The organism is Vibrio sp. KUL70 (genome assembly GCF_059725515.1).
The window spans coordinates 722807-741822 of sequence record NZ_AP045834.1 but is presented as its reverse complement, the minus strand read 5'-3'; the positions used below and the strand labels follow the sequence as shown (position 1 = coordinate 741822).

19 protein-coding genes are annotated in these 19016 nt (G+C 44.7%); 8 read left to right on the top strand and 11 right to left on the bottom strand.

Going from position 1 to position 19016, the window contains the following annotated elements; all coding sequences use genetic code 11:
• Positions 1-78 precede the first annotated feature (78 nt).
• The 7 genes from nqrF to bolA form a co-directional block, all read right to left on the bottom strand.
• A complete protein-coding gene (gene nqrF, locus AC6I7V_RS03275; RefSeq protein ID WP_255231283.1) occupies positions 79-1305 on the bottom strand; it encodes an NADH:ubiquinone reductase (Na(+)-transporting) subunit F in 1227 nt (408 codons plus the stop codon).
• 29 nt (positions 1306-1334) lie between these two features.
• The gene (gene nqrE / locus AC6I7V_RS03270) at positions 1335-1931 is read right to left on the bottom strand and encodes an NADH:ubiquinone reductase (Na(+)-transporting) subunit E (RefSeq protein WP_032551424.1); all 597 of its coding nucleotides are present in this window, start codon (positions 1929-1931) and stop codon (positions 1335-1337) included.
• Between the two features lie 7 nt (positions 1932-1938).
• A complete protein-coding gene (locus AC6I7V_RS03265; RefSeq protein WP_255231284.1) occupies positions 1939-2571 on the bottom strand; it encodes an NADH:ubiquinone reductase (Na(+)-transporting) subunit D in 633 nt (210 codons plus the stop codon).
• Positions 2571-3338 (bottom strand): Na(+)-translocating NADH-quinone reductase subunit C, encoded by a 768-nt coding sequence (locus AC6I7V_RS03260; protein WP_255231285.1) that lies wholly within the window; start codon positions 3336-3338, stop codon positions 2571-2573. The genes AC6I7V_RS03265 and AC6I7V_RS03260 overlap by 1 nt, the downstream gene beginning before the upstream one ends.
• Positions 3328-4572 carry an NADH:ubiquinone reductase (Na(+)-transporting) subunit B gene (locus tag AC6I7V_RS03255; RefSeq protein WP_032551421.1) on the bottom strand — a complete coding sequence of 415 codons (1245 nt, stop codon included), beginning with the start codon at positions 4570-4572 and terminating at the stop codon, positions 3328-3330. The genes AC6I7V_RS03260 and AC6I7V_RS03255 overlap by 11 nt, the downstream gene beginning before the upstream one ends.
• A 5-nt stretch (positions 4573-4577) precedes the next feature.
• Positions 4578-5918, bottom strand: a complete 1341-nt coding sequence (locus tag AC6I7V_RS03250; RefSeq protein ID WP_261882682.1) for a Na(+)-translocating NADH-quinone reductase subunit A — start codon at positions 5916-5918, stop codon at positions 4578-4580.
• 519 nt (positions 5919-6437) lie between these two features.
• Positions 6438-6749: a transcriptional regulator BolA gene (gene bolA / locus AC6I7V_RS03245; RefSeq protein WP_255231763.1), complete on the bottom strand. Its 312-nt coding sequence runs from the start codon at positions 6747-6749 to the stop codon at positions 6438-6440.
• Positions 6750-6918: 169 nt separating this feature from the next.
• Between bolA and AC6I7V_RS03240 the strand changes: the two genes are divergently transcribed.
• The 7 genes from AC6I7V_RS03240 (at position 6919) to csdA (ending at position 14266) form a co-directional block, all read left to right on the top strand.
• Positions 6919-8070: a methyltransferase gene (locus tag AC6I7V_RS03240; RefSeq protein ID WP_498011327.1), complete on the top strand. Its 1152-nt coding sequence runs from the start codon at positions 6919-6921 to the stop codon at positions 8068-8070.
• A gap of 63 nt (positions 8071-8133) precedes the next feature.
• Positions 8134-8703: a YajG family lipoprotein gene (locus AC6I7V_RS03235; RefSeq protein ID WP_255231288.1), complete on the top strand. Its 570-nt coding sequence runs from the start codon at positions 8134-8136 to the stop codon at positions 8701-8703.
• Positions 8703-9251 (top strand): peptidylprolyl isomerase, encoded by a 549-nt coding sequence (locus AC6I7V_RS03230; protein ID WP_150871279.1) that lies wholly within the window; start codon positions 8703-8705, stop codon positions 9249-9251. The genes AC6I7V_RS03235 and AC6I7V_RS03230 overlap by 1 nt, the downstream gene beginning before the upstream one ends.
• Before the next feature lie 54 nt (positions 9252-9305).
• Positions 9306-10661, top strand: a complete 1356-nt coding sequence (locus AC6I7V_RS03225) for an AmpG family muropeptide MFS transporter (protein ID WP_498011326.1) — start codon at positions 9306-9308, stop codon at positions 10659-10661.
• 447 nt (positions 10662-11108) lie between these two features.
• On the top strand, positions 11109-11966 hold the full coding sequence (locus AC6I7V_RS03220; protein WP_498011325.1) for a nucleoside-specific channel-forming Tsx family protein: 858 nt from the start codon (positions 11109-11111) through the stop codon (positions 11964-11966).
• Positions 11967-12076: 110 nt separating this feature from the next.
• Entirely contained in the window at positions 12077-12964 is an 888-nt protein-coding gene (panE, locus tag AC6I7V_RS03215; protein ID WP_498011324.1) for a 2-dehydropantoate 2-reductase, read from the top strand.
• Positions 12965-13054: 90 nt separating this feature from the next.
• Positions 13055-14266 (top strand): cysteine desulfurase CsdA, encoded by a 1212-nt coding sequence (gene csdA, locus AC6I7V_RS03210; RefSeq protein ID WP_498011323.1) that lies wholly within the window; start codon positions 13055-13057, stop codon positions 14264-14266.
• A 57-nt stretch (positions 14267-14323) separates the two neighbouring features.
• On the opposite strand, the gene csdE is transcribed toward csdA, so the two are convergent.
• From csdE to AC6I7V_RS03190, 4 genes are all read right to left on the bottom strand, one after another.
• Positions 14324-14752, bottom strand: coding sequence for a cysteine desulfurase sulfur acceptor subunit CsdE (gene csdE / locus AC6I7V_RS03205; protein ID WP_498011322.1), 429 nt, complete (start codon positions 14750-14752; stop codon positions 14324-14326).
• 9 nt (positions 14753-14761) lie between these two features.
• A complete protein-coding gene (tcdA, locus tag AC6I7V_RS03200; protein ID WP_032551412.1) occupies positions 14762-15571 on the bottom strand; it encodes a tRNA cyclic N6-threonylcarbamoyladenosine(37) synthase TcdA in 810 nt (269 codons plus the stop codon).
• Between the two features lie 103 nt (positions 15572-15674).
• Entirely contained in the window at positions 15675-16787 is a 1113-nt protein-coding gene (gene mltA, locus AC6I7V_RS03195) for a murein transglycosylase A (RefSeq protein ID WP_255231294.1), read from the bottom strand.
• Between the two features lie 81 nt (positions 16788-16868).
• A complete protein-coding gene (locus AC6I7V_RS03190) occupies positions 16869-17345 on the bottom strand; it encodes a DUF2850 domain-containing protein (protein WP_255231295.1) in 477 nt (158 codons plus the stop codon).
• A gap of 158 nt (positions 17346-17503) precedes the next feature.
• Between AC6I7V_RS03190 and argA the strand changes: the two genes are divergently transcribed.
• Positions 17504-18841: an amino-acid N-acetyltransferase gene (gene argA / locus AC6I7V_RS03185; protein WP_255231296.1), complete on the top strand. Its 1338-nt coding sequence runs from the start codon at positions 17504-17506 to the stop codon at positions 18839-18841.
• The last annotated feature ends 175 nt before the right edge of the window (positions 18842-19016 follow it).

Sequence of the window (19016 nt, the reverse complement as noted above, 5' to 3'; positions counted from 1 at the left end):
GTTGTGTGGTGAACACAGCTTAGAAAAACAAATGGCTGACTCCTAAGAGCCAGCCATAATATCAGTTACTTAAGTGGATTAACCACCGAAGTCATCTAGAAGGATGTTCTCATCTTCTACACCAAGATCTTTTAGCATGCCGATAACAGCCGCGTTCATCATCGGTGGACCACACATGTAGTACTCACAATCTTCAGGAGCTTCGTGATCCTTCAGGTAGTTTTCGTACAGTACGTTGTGGATGAAGCCTGTGTAACCATCCCAGTTATCTTCTGGCATTGGATCAGACAGAGCACAGTGCCAAACGAAGTTATCGTTTTCAGCTTGTAGGCCGTCGAAGTCTTCTACGTAGAACATCTCACGCTTAGAACGTGCACCGTACCAGAAAGACATCTTACGAGTTGAGTTAAGACGCTTAAGCTGGTCGAAGATGTGTGAACGCATTGGCGCCATACCAGCACCACCACCAACGAATACCATTTCAGCATCAGTGTCTTTCGCAAAGAACTCACCAAATGGACCAGAGATAGTACACTTGTCGCCCTCTTTAAGAGACCAGATGAACGATGACATTTGACCCGGTGGAACATCAGGATTATTTGGCGGCGGCGTAGCGATACGCACGTTCAGCATAATAATACCGTGTTCTTCTGGGTAGTTAGCCATTGAGTATGCACGGATGATATCTTCATCAACCTTAGACTCGTAACGGAACAGGTTAAACTTGTCCCAGTCTTCGCGGTACTCTTCTGGTACATCGAAATCAGAATATTTGATGTGGTGAGCAGGCGCTTCAATCTGAATGTAACCACCAGCACGGAATGGTACTGATTCGCCATCAGGGATTTGCAGCTTAAGCTCTTTGATGAAGGTTGCTTTGTTATCGTTAGAGATAACTTCACATTCCCACTTCTTCACACCGAAGATCTCTTCAGGAAGTTCGATATCCATGTCAGTTTTCATAGCAACTTGACATGCAAGACGTTCACCTTCGCGCGCTTCACCTTTAGTAATGTGGTCAAGCTCAGTTGGAAGGATGTCGCCACCGCCTGATTTAATTTTTACGCGACACTGACCACAAGAGCCACCGCCACCACAAGCAGAAGATACGAATACACCAGCACCAGCTAGAGCACCAAGCAGTTTACCGCCCGGTTGTGTCGTGATTGCTAGAGATGGGTCATCGTTTACAGCGATAGTGATGTCACCTGTAGGTACAAGCTTAGATTTAGCGAAAAGAATCACTAAAACCAGTGCAAGTACAATGATGGTAAACATCGCTACACCAAGAATAATGCTTTGCATTTGTTATTCCTTATTTCTGGGTGCTTACCCTACAGTTGAACACCAGAGAAAGACATAAAGCCTAACGCCATTAGACCAACACTGATGAACGTGATACCAAGACCACGAAGACCAGGAGGTACGTCAGAGTACTTCATCTTCTCACGGATACCCGCAAGTGCAACGATAGCTAACATCCAACCCACACCAGAACCGAAGCCGTACACAACAGATTCTGCGAAGTTGTAGTCACGCGTTACCATGAAAGATACACCACCAAAGATTGCACAGTTAACTGTGATCAGTGGTAGGAAGATACCTAGTGCGTTGTACAAAGGTGGGAAGAAACGGTCAAGAACCATCTCTAGGATTTGTACAAGTGCCGCGATAACACCGATGAATGCGATGAAGTTAAGGAAACTTAAATCGACACCTTCAACAAGCGCGTTCTCTTTTAGAATGTGCGTGTAAACAAGGTTGTTTACAGGTACAGCGATTGTAAGTACTACAACTACCGCAACACCAAGACCAAAAGAAGTTTTAACTTTCTTAGATACCGCTAGGAATGTACACATACCTAGGAAGAAAGAAAGCGCCATGTTTTCGATGAAAATCGATTTAACTAGCAGACTAATATAATGTTCCATGACTACCTTACCCCTTCGCTTCTACTTGCTCTGGTTTGAACGTACGAATCGCCCAAATCAAGAAGCCGATTAGGAAGAATGCAGAAGGTGCTAGAAGCATCAAGCCGTTTGGCTGATACCAACCACCGTTGCTCACTAGAGGTAGTACTTCCATACCAAATAGTTTGCCTGAGCCTAGAAGCTCACGGAAGAAACCTACAGTGATAAGAACGAAGCCGTAACCAAGACCGTTACCAAGACCATCGATTAGAGATGGGATTGGCTCAGACTTCATTGCGAATGCTTCAGCACGACCCATTACAATACAGTTAGTAATGATTAGGCCTACGAATACAGATAGCTGTTTAGAGATATCGTATAGGTATGCTTTAAGCACTTGGTCTACCACGATTACAAGTGATGCGATGATCGCCATCTGAACGATGATACGCACACTGTTAGGAATGTGGTTACGGATTAAAGAAACGAAGAAGTTAGACAGAGCAGTAACAAACATTACTGCGATAGTCATAACAAATGCTGTTTCTAGTTTAGTGGTTACCGCAAGAGCAGAACACACACCAAGAACCTGTAGCGCGATTGGGTTGTTGTCCAATACTGGCGCTAAGATGCTCTTTTTAATATCTTTTGCACTAGACATTAGTTCAGACCTCCGTCACGAACTTTTGCTAGGAACGGACCAAAGCCCATTTCACCTAACCAGAAGTCAAATGTATGTTGAACACCAACGCTAGTTAGTGTTGCACCAGAAAGGCCATCAACACCGTGCTCAGAACCTTCAGGAGCGCCACCTTTCACAACTTTGATAGCTGGCTTGTGGTTTTCGTCGAATAGTTTCTTACCAACGAATTGAGCACGCCATGTTGGGTTCTCAACTTCACCACCAAGTCCTGGAGTTTCACCTTGCTCGTAGTACGTGATGCCAGAAACTGTGTTGCCATCAGTCTCTACCGCAACGAATGCGTACATCATTGACCATAGGCCGTTACCGTGAACAGGGATGATAACTTTAGTCGTTTCTTCACCAGATTTAACTAGGTAAACCGTACCAGTGTTAGCACGACGAAGGATCTTAGCTACGTCTTCTTCAGCTGAAAGCTTGATAGACTGAGCTGGATCTTTTGCCGCTTTACGTTGGTCGTATGCAGCTGCATCGCCGTCAACGAAATCACCAGTAGCGAAATCAACTAGACGAGGTTCGATGTTCTCTGCGTATAACGCAGGAATGTCGCCTGCTAGGTCGATGCCTGCAACTTCTAGGATCTTAGTTTGCTGATCAAGAACTGCGTTAGCTTGTTGCTTAGGTTTAAGAACAACTGCAGCTGTTGAAACGACGATTGAGCACACTAGACTCAACGCGATAACAACAAACAGCGTCTTTTTAATGCTATCGTTATTACTTGCCATAGCGAGCTAGTCTCCGCTTAATGTTCTTCTCGATTACAACGTGGTCAAACAGAGGAGCAAATAGGTTTGCGAATAGGATCGCAAGCATCATGCCTTCTGGGTATGCTGGGTTAACAACACGGATCATTACACACATTGCGCCGATTAGGATGCCGTACCACCACTTACCTTTGTTAGTAAATGATGCTGATACTGGGTCTGTTGCCATGAAGAACATACCGAATGCGAAGCCACCTAGAACTAGGTGCCAGTGCCAAGGCATGCTGAACATTGCATTCGTGTCAGAACCGATCACGTTGAACAGCGTAGACACAGCGATCATACCGATCATTACACCCGCAATGATGCGCCATGAAGCTATACGCATGTATACGATCATCGCAGCACCGATCATAAGTGCTAGAGTCGATACTTCACCGATAGAACCTGGGATGTTACCAATGAACGCGTCCATCCAAGTGATTGCTTCACCAGATACCGTGTTCACTAGAGCGCTACCGCCGCCTTGAGCCCATTGGCTAAGAGCAGTTGCACCAGAGAAACCATCCGCTGCAGTCCATACTACGTCACCAGAAATCTGAGCAGGGTATGCAAAGAATAGGAACGCACGGCCAGCAAGAGCAGGATTCAAGAAGTTACGACCCGTACCACCGAAGATCTCTTTAGCAACAACAACACCGAAGGTAATACCTAGTGCCGCTTGCCATAGAGGAAGTGTTGGCGGAACGATAAGTGCAAAAAGGATAGAAGTAACAAAGAAACCTTCGTTAACTTCGTGCTTACGCACCATACAGAACAGAACTTCCCAGAAACCACCAACGATGAATACCGTTGCGTAGATAGGTAGGAAGTAAGTCGCACCTAGTAGCATTTTGCTGCCAACACCTGCATCGGCTCCCAAGGAAGCGCCAAGCATTTGAGTCAGCCAGTAGTGCCAGTTACCATCGATTACAGATGCTAGTTCAGCGCCTGCGTACATATGGTTAAGTGCAGCGATAGCTTGGCCACCCGCGTTGTACATACCCCAGAACATAGCTGGGAATACCGCGAACCAAACCATAATCATGATACGTTTTAGGTCAACGCTATCACGAACATGCGAGCTCTTCTTTGTAATAAGACCTGGCGTGTAGAACACAGTTGCCGCTGCTTCGTAAAGCGCGAACCACTTCTCGTGTTTACCACCTGGCTCAAAATGATGCTCGATGTCTTCAAGAAACTTTTTAAGGCCCATGAAAATTACCCTTCCTTCTCAATCGTATCTAGGCATTCACGAAGTAGTTGACCGTACTCGTACTTGCCTGGACATACAAAGGTACACAATGCTACATCTTCTTCATCTAGCTCTAGCGCACCTAGTGCTTGAGCACTATCAACGTCGCCTGCACATAGATCACGAAGCAGCAGAGTAGGTTCCATATCTAGAGGCATTACGCGCTCGTAGTTACCAATTGGAACCATTGAGCGATCACTACCGTTCGTTGTCGTTGTCATGTTGAACAACTGACCTTTGAACAGGTGACCAAGGAATGAACGAGTAACAGAGAACTTGTTCTTACCAGGCATAGCCCAGCCGAACAGCTCTTTATCACGACCTTCACGTAGAACAGAAACTTGCTGATGGTAACGACCAAGGTAAGCATGAGGACCTGTTGCTTGAGTACCAGTTAGTACTGAACCAGAGATCACACGAACTTCACCTGGCATCAACTCGCTGTCCGTAAGCTCATCAAGGCTAGCACCAAGTTGAGTACGAACAAGACGTGGGTTGTTTACGACTGGACCAGCCAGAGAAACAACGCGATCTGTGTAAATTTCACCCGTTAGGAAAAGTTTACCGAACGCGATAACGTCTTGATAGTTAATGCTCCACGCTACGTTTTCTGCATTTACCGGATATAGGTAATGCATATGTGTACCTGCAAGACCTGCAGGATGTGGGCCATCGAAAACATGTTCTTCAACATTAGACTGAGACGAACGAGGTAGGCTTGTGCCTTTTTTACAAACGTAAACCTTGCCGCTCGTTAGAGTTGAAAGAATATCTAAACCAGCAACGAAAGCATCAGACTGCTCGTTAATGATCAATTCTGGCTCAGCAGCTAGAGGGTTCGTATCCATAGCAGTTACGAAAATAGCCTGAGTTTCAGAATCAACAGCTGGAACCTTGCTGAACGGACGAGTACGCAGAGCGGTCCATGCGCCAGACTCAACAAGCTGAGTCTTAACCGTATCACGGTCTAGACCTGCTAGTTGGTTAGCTTCATAGTTATTGAACGTGATTTGCTCATTGCCTGCTACTTCAATCACTACTGATTGAAGAACACGCTTAGCACCACGGTTTACTTCAATAACTTTACCGCTTGCTGGAGAAGTAAATACAACACCTGGGTTCTTTTTATCTGCAAAAAGAACTTGGCCTTTCTTCACTTCATCACCAACGCGAGCATGCATCGTAGGACGCATACCAACGTACTCTTCGCCAAGCAAGGCGACTTTAGTGATGGACTTACCATCATTAATCACCTGGGATGGAGCTCCTGCAATAGGAAGATCCAAGCCCTTCTTTATTGTAATCATACGCACTTGCACTACTTTATCGGGAAAAAGATTCTTTTAATTGCGTAAATTCAGGACGGTTTTTATGCGCCCTTAGACACGACATTAGAGTGTCCGGTTTTGGTAAAATTAAGGCACCAAAATCGCAACATTATCTTAATAAACTCATCACAAAAATGAGGTGAGATTTATCAGGTGCCGTATTCTAGCATTTTTTGACGTCTTGATGCCATGACCAATAACTTGAATAAGGGTTATATTTGGTGAGAATTGAAGCATATGGACTCTCAAATATGAATAATTTTGACGAGCCGCACAGATAAAAAGGCATTTTAATCGCGTTTTAAACAAGAGATTAACACTCTGTCACAAAGTAATATTTTTCCGATTATGTTGAAACACTGTTAATAAAAACATTACTATTTATGGGTATTTCAGATCGTTTAAGGTGTCATCAAGCTGGTCAATATAACAACGAAAAACCGATAGATTTGGCGATAAAAAAGGCAGCCAATGCCACCCTTTGTTTATCTACCCGCTTTATGACTTGCTGCCACCCATACACATTGGACTGTCTGGCACGCTGTCAAACTGCTTCTGCCATTCTTCTTTTGTATAAGTATGAATAGAGAGCGCATGGATGTGATTCGCTAACTCTTCAGACAGCACTTGATTGACAGCTCGGTGACGTGCAATCAAACGCAGACCTTCAAATGCATCACTCACCACAACCACTTTAAAATGGCTTTCAGAACCTGCTGGAACATTGTGCATGTAGCTTTCATTTACTACATTGAGATGTGTTGGCTCAAACTCATTATGCAGTTTAGTTTCAATGACTTCTTGGATCATCATGATTCCTTTATCGGACTCTTATTATTCACTATCAAAACAGTATAAACCCAAAGTGGGTAAGTGTCTTTAATACATGACACTCATAGGAATGTAGAGTTTTTTCTATCTTGTTTAGTCCGCTTTTGAGAGAATGCCGCCGTTATTTCTCACATAAAGTATCTAAGTCATGAAAACCGAACTTACCCTACACGACAGAGCCCTGACTCTACATCGTTTCCCTAAACGTTCTAGTGAAACCCTGCAGGCGTGGGATGCTGGTGATGAATACATTATCAATCATGTCGAAGAGATGGATCTAGAGCCTGGAAAACACATCCTGATTCTCAATGATCACTTTGGTGCACTCTCCGCTTGGTTCTCACAAGATCACGACGTGACAATGATGAGCGACTCGTTTATTTCTCATCGAGGCGCACTCAAAAACCTGCAACGTAACCAATGTAATCGCGTTCAGTTTCTCACTACCATGGATGATATCCCAGCTGGTGTTGATCTGGTATTGATGCAGCTACCAAAAACCAATCGCCATTTAGTGTGGCAACTAAGTCAATTGCGTCAGGCTCTTCCTGAAGGATGCCAAGTGATTGGTGTCAATAAAGTAAAAGAGATTCACACCTCTACCCTCAATCTATTTGAAAAGTACCTCGGTGAAACCAAAACCTCATTAGCGAAGAAAAAACACCGCTTGGTATTCTCGTCACCAAACTGTCAGCCTATTCACAAGGTTGAACCGTACGTTGAGTGGGACGTTGATGGTGAAGATATCCGCCTGAAAAATTTACCGAATGTTTACTCAGGGGAAGCACTCGATCAGGGCGCTCGCTATATGCTTGAGCACATCCCGCAAGATCCGGAGCTTCGTCATATCATCGACCTAGGTTGTGGCAACGGAGTATTAAGTGTTAAAGCGGCGCAACTGAACCCACAGGCTCGCATTACCTGTGTTGATGAGAGCTTTATGGCGGTGGAATCTGCCAAGCAGAACATTCATCACAACATCGGGGACGAGGGTAACTTCCAGTTCATTGCCAATAACTGTTTAGATGGATTCAAGAAGAACAGCACCTACTTGGTTCTGTGTAATCCTCCTTTTCATCAACAACAAGCGATCACCGACCATATTGCATGGCAGATGTTTTGTGATGCAAAGCATGTTCTTAGTAACGGGGGCAAATTAATTGTTATTGGCAACCGACACCTCGGATACGATGTAAAGTTAGCGAGATTATTTGGCAAGGCGAACGTCGAAACGCTTGAATTGAACCAAAAATTTGAGATATTACAAGCAACAAGAGAGCCCGCTAACTTTAATAAGTAGCTGTGGTATTGCGCGTACGGGAAAGTGCCGTGCGTCTCGTGTGGAATTAGAAAGGATATTGGAATGAAAAAACTGATTTTAGCAGCTTCTATTATGGCTTTGACGGCGTGTTCTGCGCCTCAACAAGAGCAGATCAACCTAGCTCCAGAAGCTTCTCTCAGTAATAGCAACCTAGTACAAGGCAAAACGTACACTCTAAGCAGTAAAGATGTACGTGCGGCACAATACGTCGCACTCGTGGATAGCGGCCGTTCCAACATTCAACCTATTCATGCTAAGCAGAACATGCGCATCTCTTTAGAGAACGTATTAGCTCAACAGCTTGAATCTCAAGGCTTCCGAGCGAGCGTTAATAGCGAAAACTCTGTTGTTCTTGAAATCCAAGAAGCCTTAGTGACGGTTAAGCACACCATCATGGAAAACCAAATGGATGGTAAGGTAACGCTGGAAGTAACAGCTGAAACTCCGGCAGGCAAACTGGTCAAGACCTTTAATGGTACAGCAGTTCGCACAGGAGCATTAAGTGCTTCAAACGAAGATATTGCTCTGGTGCTAAACGACGTTATCAATCTAGTTCTGACTGAAATCGCCAACGACCAAGAACTTCAAACTTACATGAAGGAGCATTTCTAATGGGTCGTATTCTAACTTCTATTACTCTAGCAATGCTAAGCGCGAGCGTTTGGGCTGGCCCCAAAGTGGCGGTTGAGACTACGTTAGGTAATTTCACGATCGAACTTAATGAAGAGCAAGCACCAATCAGCTCGGAAAACTTTCTAAAGTACGTAGAAGATGGCAGCTATGTTGGCAGCCAATTCCACCGAGTGATCCCAGGTTTTATGGCTCAAGGTGGTGGCTTTGATGAAGAGATGAACCGTCTACCGACTTATGCGCCAATCAAAAATGAAGGCAGCAACGGTCTACAGAACAAAACCGCGACGATTGCGATGGCACGTACCAACGCGCCACACTCTGCAACTCGCCAGTTCTTCATTAACTACTCTGACAACACCTTCCTAAATGCTGGTGCTGGCAATCCAGGCTATGCGGTATTCGGTGAAGTGACAGAAGGCTTCGATGTCGTTCAGAAAATGGCGACCATCCCAACTAAGCGCGTGGGTCGTATGTCTGACATCCCAGTAGACCCAATCGTGATTACAGCCGTCAAAGTTATCAAATAATCTCTTCTCACGCCCTTAACTCATTAAGGGCGTTTTTCTATACAAGGACGCCCTATGTCTTCAGGCTCTTCCTCACTTTCATGGATGCAAACTTTCCGTAGCTATTTAGATAAACGACTACTCTGGGTGTTTATGCTCGGTTGTTCCAGCGGTTTTCCTTGGGTATTAATCGGCTCCAACATGTCAGGCTGGCTGAAAGATGCCGGATTAACCCGTGCTGCGATTGGTTATTTCGGTAGTGTATTTGCCGTTTACGCGATCAATTTCTTGTGGGCACCATTAGTAGACCGCGTCAAACTACCTGTGCTTCATGCAATACTTGGCCAACGTCGTAGCTGGATATTTTTCTGTCAATCCATCGTATTGATTGCCACCCTTTTTATCGCAGGTGTTAATCCTGCCAACGATTTGATGTTTACTTCAATGTTGGCTCTGGGTATTGCGATTGCGTCTGCAACTCAAGATATCGCCATCGATGCGTTTCGTATCGATACCTTCCCTAAATCTGAAGCATCAAAACTACCACAAGCTTCTGCAATGGCAGTGGTCGGTTGGTGGACAGGTTACTCCTTGCCGGGCTATCTCGCATTTATTAACGCTGACGCAATTGGATGGAATGGTGTCTACTACGGTATGACTGGTGTAGTGGTAGTCTTAATGCTGTTCACATTACTGGTTGGAGAACCGAAAACAGAACGTGAACGGCTGCAAGAGCAAGCTCAACAACGTCATAATAAAGTGATCGATTCGAAAATCGTCGCTTGGTTTAGTGTAACTGTGATTGAACCATTTTATGACTTCTTCAAGCGCAATGGCGTACAAGTGGCAATCACTCTACTTTTGTTTGTGTTCTTGTTTAAAATTGGCGAAGCCTTTTTGGGCCGTATGTCTATCACCTTCTACAAAGAGATAGGCTTTAGCAACGAACAGATCGGTCACTACTCAAAGTTGATTGGCTGGGGAGCGACAATATTCTTCACTCTGTTAGGCAGTATCTTCAACGTGAAGTTTGGTATCGTTCGAGGGTTGATGATCGGTGGTATTGCGATGGCGGGCAGTAACCTGATGTTCGCATGGATTGCTAAAGCAGGGCCAAGTGAAACCTTGTTCCTCGCGACTATTATTGTCGATAACTTTACAACCGCTTTCTCTACGGTAGCGTTTGTGTCGTTTTTAACCTTGTTAACTGGGCAAGCATTTTCTGCGACGCAATATGCGCTCCTTGCTTCTCTGGGGAACTTTGGACGCACAACGTTGGCCTCTTTTAGTGGAGAACTTGTCGACTACCTCAATGATTGGTCGCTGTTCTTTATTATTACCGCGCTCATGGTGATACCTAGCTTGTTGATGCTCTACTCCCTTCGACACTTCTTCGCTCGCTTGCTTGAAGAAGCACGGCAACAGAAATAGTAGTCAGTTAACTCACAGTGATAAAAGAGAGCCTATTGGTTCTCTTTTTATTTGTGGCTCAACCAATTTGTATTATTTATATTGAAATAAAATCTCGAATATAACTGAAGATTTGGTGTCAAATTATTTTGTACCATTCATGTTGATAACAAGATTTAGATCACTAGATACTGCAAAAACGTTTGCTTCGTACACCAATTATTCAATTCATCTATAAAATGTGCAGCAATCGCTAAATCAATAAAAACCTGGCAGCATCAAGTTGCACTATACCCTTAAAGTTCCCTTATTTAGATCATTTGTGTGACTAGAGTCACTCTTTTATTTCTAGTTTGCATCCATTCTCACTTTTAATTGAGAGCAAAATCGCTATCATGCTCGGCATTCGGACATCACTAACACGCATGGATTAGCGAGTTACTTATTTTTAACAGAGAGAGTTCCCTTATGCGTAAATCACTTCTAACTCTTGGCCTTCTAGCAGCAACTGCAGCTCCAGTAATGGCAGCAGACTACACAGACGGCGATACTCACAAGAACGATTACAAATGGATGCAGTTCAACCTAATGGGTGCGTTCGATGAGCTTCCAGGTGAGTCGTCACACGACTACATTGAAATGGAGTTCGGCGGCCGCTCAGGTATTTGGGAACTGTACGGCTACGTTGATTTCTTTAACGTGCTAAATAACAGCGGCAGCGACAAAACTGGTTCAGACCGTATTTTTGCAAAATTCGCTCCTCGTATGTCTCTTGATGGACTAACTGGTAAAGATCTTTCTTTCGGTCCAGTAAAAGAGCTATACATTGCAAACCAAACTGTTATCAACGGTGGCGCAGAGTACTCTTTCGAAACAACTGATATTGACCCTAATACAGGCGATAACGTTGTTGTTTCAAACAAACCTCTATACCAAACATTTATTGGTCTAGGTTCTGATGTTGAAGTGCCGTGGTTGGGTAAAGTTGGCGTTAACCTATACGGTATGTACGACCTTAATGAAAAAGATTGGAACGGCTACCAAATCTCGGCTAACTGGTTCAAGCCTTTCTACTTCTTCGAGAACGGCTCTTTCGTGTCTTACCAAGGCTACATTGACTACCAATTCGGCGTGAACGATGACTTCGCTGCTCTAAACTCATCTCACGGCGGTCAAATGTTCAATGGTATCTACTGGCACAGCGATCGCTATGCTCTAGGTTACGGCCTAAAAGCATACAACGATGTATACGGTCTTAAAGACGGTGGTCTAGCTGGTAAGACATCTGGCTTTGCTCACTACATCGCAGCAACTTACAAGTTCTAATCTGAGCTTTAAGAAAACTTCCTAAATGGCGCCCTCGGGTGCCATTTTTTATTGCTTTCATATTCTGCAGCGCTATCCTGAGCACCTATTTGATAAAACTAGGTCGTATTGTGAATATTACTGTTGTCGGCCCGGGAGCCGTTGGCTCTCTGTGGGCAATTAAACTTCATCAAGCTGGTCATAACGTATCAGTCTGGAGCCGCTCCACTCAAACCGCCTGCCTAATATCACTCGACGAACAAGCAGAAGTGCGATTCGACAACAATAATAAAACCAAGCTTGCCACCAGTGACCTTATCTTAATTACAGTAAAAGCTTGGCAAGTGGAATCAGCGATCCAACCGCTTATTCCTCATATACATAAAGACGCGATTCTTCTTTTCATGCATAACGGCATGGGCGCAGTAGATAACATCGCTTCACAAGTTGAACCGTTTCCGGTTGTTCTTGCTACTACAACTCAAGCGGCTTATAAAAGCTCGCCAAATCAGGTTCATCACACGGGACACGGCAATACCCAACTTGGTGGCTACAACAGCAACGGCAACCAGTGTGACTTCTTAGTTGATGTGCTAAATCATGCCCTTCCCGACGTTGTTTGGAACGACAATATCCATCAAGCACTGTGGAATAAGCTTGCGGTGAATTGTGCGATTAACCCTTTGACTGGTCTAGAACAGGTCAAAAATGGTCAGCTCGCAGAGGAGAAGTATCAATCTTTAATCAATGAGATTATTGCCGAAGTCGTTGAAATTATGGCTGCAGAGAATCTACCAACCTCTATCGAGTCGCTCAGTTCAATCGTTCAGCAAGTTATCCAGGCTACTGCAGCCAACAACTCATCGATGAAGCAAGATATGTTCTATCAGCGAAAAACCGAGATCGACTTCATTACGGGTCACTTACTTAATACCGCTCGCAAACACGGTATCGCAACGCCAGTCAATCAAGCACTTTTTGACCGAGTAAAACAGCAAGAAGCGCTGTGGTGTAAATAGTAGTCTCCACAATCAAGTAACTCACGATACAATAAATAGAAGTGCTACGTTCGGCGCCCTATCCAATCTTCAACCCTTAGGTAATTTTAGATGCTAGACATCCAACACATTCGCAAGCAATTTCCTGCGCTCACCCAACAGGTTAATCAACAGCCTCTGATCTACTTAGACAGCGCTGCGACAACCCAGAAACCTCAAGTGGTGATCGATGCGATTAGTGAGTATTACTCTAAGCAAAATGCCAATGTCCACCGTGGAAGTCATAGTCTTACAGCCAAAGCGACCAGTCAATTTGAAGCTGCGAGGGATAATGTCGCTCAGTTTATTGGCGCTGCTTCAAGCAAAGAGATCATCTGGACTCGCGGCGCAACTGAAGCACTGAACTTAATTGCCCAAACCTATGCTCGAAGCTCTTTACAGCCGGGGGATGAGATTCTGATCAGTGAACTTGAGCACCACGCTAATATTGTGCCGTGGCAAATCGTCGCCGAACAAACCGGTGCTAAAGTGATTAAGGTACCAATGACCAAAACATGCCAATTCGATATGGCTGCTTTTGATTCTCTGTTAAATGACAAAACTAAAATCATCGCTCTGGCGCAAGTCACCAATGTCACGGGGACACGTCAACCTATTGAACAAGTCATAGAAAAAGCACACTCTGTCGGTGCGATCGTGGTTGTCGATGGTGCACAAGGGGTTGTTCATGAGACTGTCAATGTGACTGAGCTGAACGCTGATTTCTACGTATTCTCAGGACACAAACTTTATGCACCAGCGGGGATCGGTGTGCTTTATGGCAAGCTAGAATTACTAGAGTCGATGCCACCTTGGCATGGCGGAGGGAAGATGGTCGAACGTGTTTCTTTTGAGGGAACGACCTACTCTGCACTGCCCGGAAAGTTTGAAGCAGGCACACCTAATGTGGCTGGTGCGATCGCATTGGACTCGGCGATTCAATGGCTAAGCCAGTTCGAACAACAGCAAGTAGAAACGCACATTCATCAATTGGTCGATATGACCTACCAAGCCCTATCTCAATTGGATGACATCGAAGTCATTGGCTACCAACCTAACTCTAGCGTGGTCACATTTATTATGGATGGCGTGCATCATCAAGACATCGCGACGCTGCTCGATCAACAAGGCATTGCGGTTCGAGCCGGCCACCACTGTACTCATCCATTGATGGATGCATTAGGGATCAAAGGCACGGTGCGAATTTCGTTTGGGATTTATAACGATATTGAAGATGTTGAAAGACTGATTGCTGCTATAGAGAAAGCGGTAGACATGCTTTAGCGAGTAAAATATAGAAAAGGTTGGCTTAGAAGGCCAACCTTTTTCGTTGCAATTCAACTAAGAAGCAAGCTGCTTTATCTGCTCAACAATCGCTTTTAGGCCATTGCCACGAGAAGGGCTAAGGTGATCAATCAAACCAAGCTTTGCAAAATAGTCATCGATATCGAATACTTGGATCTGCTGTGACGTTTTGCCATCAAAAGCGGCCATTACCAGGGCAATCAATCCGCGCACAATACGCGCATCAGAATCAGCACAGAAATGCCAAACATCCCCGTCTTGCTGAGCCACCAACCACACTTGGCTCTCGCAGCCAGCCACAGTCACTTGCTCGCTTTTCAATTCATCAGGCATTTGAGGAAGCTTTTTCCCCCACTGAATCACTTGGCGATAGCGATCTTCCCAGCCACGAAACGTTGCCATTTTCTCGACAATGTCATCACTGGTAATTGTGGAACCAAAAGGAGAGTTAGGGAATGAATGCATCTAGTGCTCCTACTTCTTATACTTCTGAATCAACTTTTCAACAATGCGCGATACAGCGACAAAGCCAAAGGTTGCGGTTACCACAGTCGCTGCGCCAAAACCCGTCGCACAGTCCATACGTTTAGGCCCTTCTGCCGTCGCTTTAGCTGCACATACACTGCCATCAGCTTGTGGGTATTTCAGCTGTTCGGTTGAAAACACACACTCAATACCAAACTTACGCGCTGGATTTTTCGGGAAGTTATGGTGACGACGCAACGTATCTTTCAATTTCTTAGCGAGCGGATCTTGAATGGTCTTGGTTAAATCAGCAACTTGAATCTGAGTCGGGTCAACTTGACCACCAGCACCACCGGTGGTGATCACCTTAATTTTATTGCTTCGACAGTACGCCAACAGAGATGCTTTTGCTTTCATACTATCGATCGCATCCAAAACGTAATCGAACTCTTTGGTAATGTATTCAGCTTGATTGTCTGGACCAATAAAGTCATCAATTAGATTCACTTTACACTCAGGATTGATCAACTTAACGCGCTCAGCCATCACCTCAATCTTGCTTTGACCAACTGTACCAGTCATTGCATGGATCTGACGGTTAATGTTTGTCACACACACATCATCCATATCGATCAAGGTGAGCTCACCAACACCAGTACGTGCCAAAGCCTCAACAGCCCATGAACCAACACCACCGATACCAACCACACAAACATGTGCTGCTCTTAATATTTCAACTTCACTATTGCCATACAGACGGCGAGTCCCGCCGAATCGTTGGTCATAATTTTCAGAAGCTGGTGTGGTCAATTCACGCATTGTTGCCGCCAATTTATTGCATTAGAAAAAGAAAGAGTGCGTTTTATACGCACTCTTGAATAAAAAGTCTAGGGGATTAGCCGATGTAGTTCAATGCGCTAGCTTACTCAATCTTTTCAGGTGGCAACGCCCAGGGTGCTTCGGTCGCACTGCCGTCTAACCCAAGCTTCCAAACTCGGCCAAAGTGCTTGTAGTGTCCCGCTTCTGTGCCAGCTCTTGGTCCCATACCGTGATAAAGATCGAGATGATTTTGCTTCACCGCACCGCCAGTATCCAGTACCAACAATAAACGAAGCTGATGCGCCCCACTCCAAGTGCCGTCAGCATTTAGCAGTGGCACTTCCGCTAAAATCGGTGTCCCCATCGGCAAGATAGATCGGTCACCAGCAACAGCCGCCATCGGTAGTAGTGGAATACCTGCACTGCCCATTACCGACAAATCTTCATTTGCTTGGAAGAAAACAAAAGAAGGGTTCTGTTCTAGAAGCTCTTTCACGACTTCTGGATCATTTTCCATCACCCACTCTTTAATGGCTTTAAGAGACATTTTTTCACGAGGCACCAACCCTCGTTCAATCAATACACGTCCAATGCTGACATAGGCTTTGTTGTTTTTTCCGGCATAGGCAAAATACTTAAGGGTGTCATCATCACCAAAATGTACAAACCCACTGCCCTGCACTTCCATCATGAATGGATCGATACGATTCGCGGCATAACCAAGCTCTAACCCTAGTCCGTCTAATGCACCGTCGTAGATTTCAGCTCGCGTTGGGCACTCCTGACCACAATTTGGTAATGCGTAGACAGGGTAACGATACTCCTCATTTGGCTCATGACGCAGCTCCATCACAGGTGAGAAATAGCCAGTAAATAGAACATTACCCTGCTTGTCTCCACCACCAAGTTGTGCAGCCTCAACACCGTAATTGGACAGTTGTTTAGGGTCACCACTTTGCAGAGCCCACTCATTCAACTGTTGATAAAGTGGCTGATAGATTTTTGCCATAGAGGGAGACTTAGAGACCACCATTGCAGCTTGTTCATAAAAAGCCGTGTAGTCTCTAGGGGAGTTGGTTTCGATCTGCTCAACCTTATTTAAGGTACGAGGAAATTCATCATCAAGATACTGTTGAGCGCGGTCTGTCGGTTGCGCACAACCGAATAGTACTGAGGCCGAAACCAGAGGGAGCCATTTTTTAATCACAAGAATCATCCAAAATTTTCTATGCAACGAGGATGACAAAAACGGCTGAATAACTCAATCTAAGTTTGTAAGAGTTTACAGTAAGATAACCTAACGAACTGAATGGTCGTTATAGCCCTTTAAACGAAAGACAGGGTTGTAGTGTGCATCGGAATCGAGCTTCATCTCGGTATAATCCGAGTTAACCATTTTGAAACGATAGGTCTTTCCTGCAGAGCGATACTTAAAATAGTTGCCATCAAAGCTAAAATCAGTCGCAATCACAGAACCAGCGACCGTCACGCCTCTATCATTCAGCACAAACTCATCGGCTGCGTAATGCGCAACATTCTGCTCCACCCATGTGCCGTAAATCATACTTTTAGGTGTCGATGCAGCCTGCATGCGGGCAAAGACCCCTTGATACAAGATCACCACTGCGATCGTACCCACTAAAGCTAGCACCATTAAGCTACGTTCGACCAACTTATGTTTAAAGTTAGCGTTTTTTCTCTTATCCGAATCGCTAATTAAGCTCTTCGTAATGTCATCAATTTTGTTTTTACTTACTGGGGCTTGCATAACCATTACTACTCAATTTTAAGCAACTGACATTCTACACTCAATAATGTTACAGAATAAAGTATTCTTTACGGTGGCTCACTATTTTATTCCTAAAATATTCTTGTTTACGACTGAATAAAAATGTTAAATTTGGGAATAAATAACCAGAACGGATTCTCTCTGTGAAATTAAGAAGCACCGCCTTAGTTAAAGGCTTCAGACAATCAACCCCCTACGTCAATGCACACCGTGGAAAAACTATGGTTATTATGCTGGGAGGCGAAGCGGTGGCCGATCGCAACTTCGGTAACATCATTAATGATATTGCACTCCTTCATAGTCTAGGTGTAAAAATTGTTCTGGTTCATGGAGCTCGTCCGCAAATCAACGAGCTGCTATCCAAGCAAGATTGCTATACCCCTTACCACAAGAATATCCGAGTTACTGATGAGCATGCATTAGGCGTAGCTATGCAAGCGGCTGGACAATTACAACTTGCGATCACCGCACGCTTATCAATGAGCTTAAACAATACCCCGATGGCCGGCACGCAGCTCAATGTCATGAGTGGGAACTTCGTCACTGCACAACCGCTTGGAGTCGATGATGGGACTGACTACTGTCATAGCGGAAAAATCCGCCGTATTGATATCGAGGGTATCAACCGTACTCTAGCTCAAGGCTCGATTGTTCTACTCGGCCCTATTGCAAGCTCCGTAACAGGGGAGAGCTTTAATCTTCTTTCTGAAGAGGTCGCTACCCAAGTCGCGATTCGCCTCAAGGCCGATAAACTGATTGGTTTCTGTTCTGAACAAGGGGTTATAGACACCGATGGCAATGTACTTGCAGAGCTATTTCCAAAAGACGCTAAACAGATACTTGATCGCCTCACAGAGTCGCAAGATCCAACCCTCAATATGGGTAGCGGCACTCAACGTTTTTTAAAAGGCGCGATTGCAGCTTGCCACGCTGGTGTACCACGCTGTCACTTAATCAGCTATAAACTCGATGGCGCGCTAATTCAAGAACTGTTCTCGTTTGATGGTATCGGTACTCAAGTGGTTATGGCGAGTGCCGAACAAGTAAGGCAAGCGCAAATCGATGATATCGGTGGTATCTTCGATCTCATTCGTCCTCTTGAAGAGCAAGGTATTTTGGTTCGTCGCTCTCGTGAACAACTCGAACAAGAGATTCACCGTTTCACCATCATAGAGAAGGATGGACTGATCATAGGTTGCGCCGCACTTTACACTTACCCTGAAGATCATATGGCGGAAATGGCGTGTGTTGCTATTCATCCAGACTACCGAGATGGCAACCGTGGGCAACTGCTGCTCAATTACATGAGGCACCAATCTAAATCCCAAAATATTGATCAGATTTTCGTACTGACCACCCACAGCCTTCACTGGTTTAGGGAGCAAGGTTTTTATGAAATTGGAGTCGATGAACTGCCAATGGAAAAACAAAGCCTGTACAACTATCAACGCAAATCGAAAATACTGGCGTTGAACGTCTAAAACTTGATGTTTTGTGCAAAATTCCGGCACCTAAAATTTAAATCTGGTGCCTTTTCTCACTTTCGATAGAAATTGATTGCAAATGTAATCGATTACTATATGAGATTTATAAACTATGCACTTTTATTCACACCAATACTTGTATAGAATTTACCCGATTTACATTCTTAGTAAA